Source organism: Endozoicomonas ascidiicola (genome assembly GCF_001646945.1).
GTDB lineage: Bacteria > Pseudomonadota > Gammaproteobacteria > Pseudomonadales > Endozoicomonadaceae > Endozoicomonas > Endozoicomonas ascidiicola.
This window is the reverse complement of sequence record NZ_LUTV01000005.1, coordinates 536,024-539,428: the sequence shown is the minus strand read 5'-3', so window position 1 is coordinate 539,428 and position 3,405 is coordinate 536,024. Positions and strand designations below refer to the sequence as shown.

General features: G+C 42.5%; 4 protein-coding genes. 3 read left to right on the top strand and 1 reads right to left on the bottom strand.

Annotated elements, in window-relative coordinates:
- A partial coding sequence (locus AKL11_RS26000; protein ID WP_216636810.1) for a hypothetical protein occupies positions 1-331 on the bottom strand: 331 nt, incomplete at its 3' end.
- A gap of 243 nt (positions 332-574) precedes the next feature.
- Between AKL11_RS26000 and AKL11_RS16120 the strand changes: the two genes are divergently transcribed.
- The 3 genes from AKL11_RS16120 (at position 575) to AKL11_RS25245 (ending at position 3,270) form a co-directional block, all read left to right on the top strand.
- Positions 575-1,453 (top strand): hypothetical protein, encoded by an 879-nt coding sequence (locus AKL11_RS16120; RefSeq protein WP_067519254.1) that lies wholly within the window; start codon positions 575-577, stop codon positions 1,451-1,453.
- A 4-nt stretch (positions 1,454-1,457) separates the two neighbouring features.
- Positions 1,458-2,720: an IS66 family transposase gene (locus AKL11_RS16115; RefSeq protein ID WP_067519251.1), complete on the top strand. Its 1,263-nt coding sequence runs from the start codon at positions 1,458-1,460 to the stop codon at positions 2,718-2,720.
- A 292-nt stretch (positions 2,721-3,012) separates the two neighbouring features.
- Entirely contained in the window at positions 3,013-3,270 is a 258-nt protein-coding gene (locus tag AKL11_RS25245; protein WP_157673604.1) for a hypothetical protein, read from the top strand.
- The last annotated feature ends 135 nt before the right edge of the window (positions 3,271-3,405 follow it).

Sequence of the window (3,405 nt, the reverse complement as noted above, 5' to 3'; positions counted from 1 at the left end):
CCGGATTTTTTACACAGCATTCGGGGCAGTGGATTTTGCCGGAGCAAAAATGACCGGTTCCATCAATCGGCGCAAGATACCCTTCCTCAAAATACTCAAATTGCCGGAGTCGCCCTGAGCGTTGCACAAAGGCAAACAGTTGGGTGAAAAATTTTCGTAAATAGCRGGGATCAATAGGGTCAAGCATTTCCCGGAGRTGCGTATYGCAAGGTACCTGACCGACGCCGTACAACGATTTCAGGTTATGCAACTTGGCTGGTGTTTTAACACAGTCCCGATCGAACTGAAGTAATGATGGATACTTCAGATGCATAATGGCAAGACCACTCATGATGGCATCATGAAGCGGGATCGCATTTTGACTGTTTCTTTTACGAAAATCAGGGACTTTAACAGCTTCTTTTGAAACTATTTTGATCAGTTTCTCAGCAATCGTCTTTCGGTTAGATGGTTTCACAGTAAAATGACAATGATGATGTAATGTCGTATATGTTACTTAATAGTCTGCGATTTCTGAACTAGTAGATCAGTCTCTAGCCCTTGATATTATTGACTTTAATCAACTCGGCGGGAATTGCTGACCAATGGGATTGATTCGTTAAACAAAGTTCAGTTAGATCAAATTAACAAATTGGCAAATGATAAAAATGCTAATGGGAAGATACTGATAGCAAAAATGAAAGGTAGAGATGTCAAATTTATGGCAGTAAAGCCTAAATTGTCTTCTTCTAAATCAATGGAGAAAATTAATCAAGGAAGTAGTTTGGCTGCCAGAAAACTTGGGCTTATTGATCGGAAGATAACTCCAGCACTTGCGCAAACGTTAATTAATGCAGCGGCTGTAAAGAATGATATTTTTGGTAATGATGAATCTGTAAAGGCTGGAAAGTTGTTGCTTGCTTATGAGGATAAAGGCGCCTCAGATTCAAAGCGGAACTCTTTGAGTGAGTCTATTGACTCTGGTATAGATTCAGAATTTTCTAACCAAGATGTATATGACGAGTTAACTGGATCGAGTTCAATGGAAAGTATTTATAACAGTGATGAAAGCGGTGATTACGCCACGGTTTATGGAGAAGGGGCTCATGATGTAATGACTGATTCATTTTCTTTAAACCCGGAAAGAGATCGTTACGATGCTCCTGCAGAATCTTTTGGCAGCGGCCAGAAAATTCAAGGAAATAATGAAGAGTTTGATTATTTTTCAGTTAATTCGGTTGAGGGAAAAGATCCTGAATACATGAATATAGGGGTAAATAAAAATGCAGAAAACCCTGAGTTCAGTTTGCAGGAAGATGACAGCATTACTGAGCCAATAGTGAATGCAAAGACTCCAGGAAAGCAAGCTCGAGCTAAATTGAATATTAAGTATAAAGAGGGGAGGTCGCCAATTCGTATGTGCTCAAAAACTAATTTTTTGAGGAAAACGGAGCGTCTAAAGTCTATCTTTTAAACTCATGAATATCTCTCTTACTAATAACTTCTCTGCTGAAAAACTGCTGGCATTTATTGCTCAGCAGCAGGAGGAGATTATTCAACAGCAGGAGCAAATTGCTCAACAGCGGGAACGGATAACTATTCTGGAAAATGAAATCACCCGACTGAAGAAACTAAACCCAAAGCCTGACATAAAGCCCAACACCAAGCCAACTGATACCAACGGTGATGATAACGAAAACGAGTGTCAGAGTGATGATAATGAGTCAGATGATGATCCAGAGTCGTCCTGTTCCGAACTACTGGCGACAGGTATCCGCTGTTCACGTTATCTGCAAACCGACGACACTGGTTCAAGACATCAGGGTCAAAATGGCTATTGCACTGTTATTACCAATGAACTGTTCACTTGGTTTGGTACAACCGGAAGCAAGAGCAGGGAAAACTTCCTGACTTTACTGCATCGCCCCTACCGAACCTATGTACTGAATGCTGACGCGATCCACTATCTCAGTGAGCACAAATTTGCCAGGAAATGGGTGAACATACTGAAGCAATATCAGGATGTGCATTTTCTCAGCGAAAAAGCCTGGAGAGCCTTTATGGACGACATCGGTCTGACAGGTTCAAGGAATCGACAAAGGGCGACTGAGGCCATGCTCTACGGTAGCCTGATGAATCACGGATTCAATCTGGTCACATTCAGTGATGGTGCCGGACAGTTTAATGTGTTTGCCCATGCCCAGTGCTGGGTACATGCTGCCAGGCCGTTAGAGAAAGCCATTCCGGTCAACGATCATCAGGTTAGTGCTCAATATTGGTGCTTGACCTGGTTCTGGGATATTTATCGTCATCTTAAGGCGTTCAAAGCATCTCCATCGGATGAAAAAGCAGCCAGAATCAGATTGGCTTTTAAGAGCCTTATCCAGACACAAACCGGCTGTTCAGCCCTGCAGGAAGGATTATCAGGTTTAGCAGTGATTGAGGAAGAGCTGCTGATGGTTCTGGATCATCTGGAGTTGCCTTTACATAACAATCTCAGTGAAAGTCAGATTAGGGAGCACGTCAAACGGCGTAAAATCAGTGGTGGCACCAAAAGCGAGAGCGGACGACAGAGTCTGGATACCTTTGCAAGTCTTAAGAAAACCTGCAGACAATACGGGCTTTCATTCTGGCACTATTTAACAGATAGGCTGACAGGTAGCGGGACATTCCCGAGGTTGGCAGATGAAATAGAACGTGCTGCACGTTGGGTGTCGTGTGGGCTAAAAACGGGTTTTTGAGTAATTACGCCAATTCCTCAGTCTGAAATAGAAAATTTGATGACTAAGTTTAATGCCGATATTAAAACAATATATATAAAGGGGCATGCTGTAGGGTACATTGTAGGAAAGCGCAGAGATGCTAATGATGCTGAACCTAGGACATTGGTGGTGGAGTCACATGCAACGGCTGATCAATCAGAGCGTATGAAAAAATCAAACAAGCATACACATTTCAAATTACCAGAGGGCTTACGGCTTCTTTTCTCAGCACGTAGGCGTGAGAGTTTGATGCAGAACGCTGTTGGTTTTTATGACAATTTCTCTAAAGGGGCAATTGATTTTGCAGGTGAAGATCAGGTTTATGGGGGGGGGAGGAGAAGGTTCCGGTCAAGTAGTGACTAACTATACAATGAGCGCGATCGATTTCAATGATGATCCAGGCGAACTTGGTCTAAGAGAGTATGCAGCGTTGATGGGTGTTTTTAAGGATCAGGAAGGTTCAGGTGAAAGAATAAATGATTTTGATACGCTGATTCTTGATCCAGGTTTGGCTAATACATTTTATTAGTCTTTCGTAAGGTTAAAACCACCGGCTTTAGCCGGTCAGCTTTAGCTATGATATTTTGTCGCAGTTATCTGGATGTAGAGGTTCTGCGATGGACTACAGGTATGGCAGTCACACAGTATTTAATATTCAGTACCA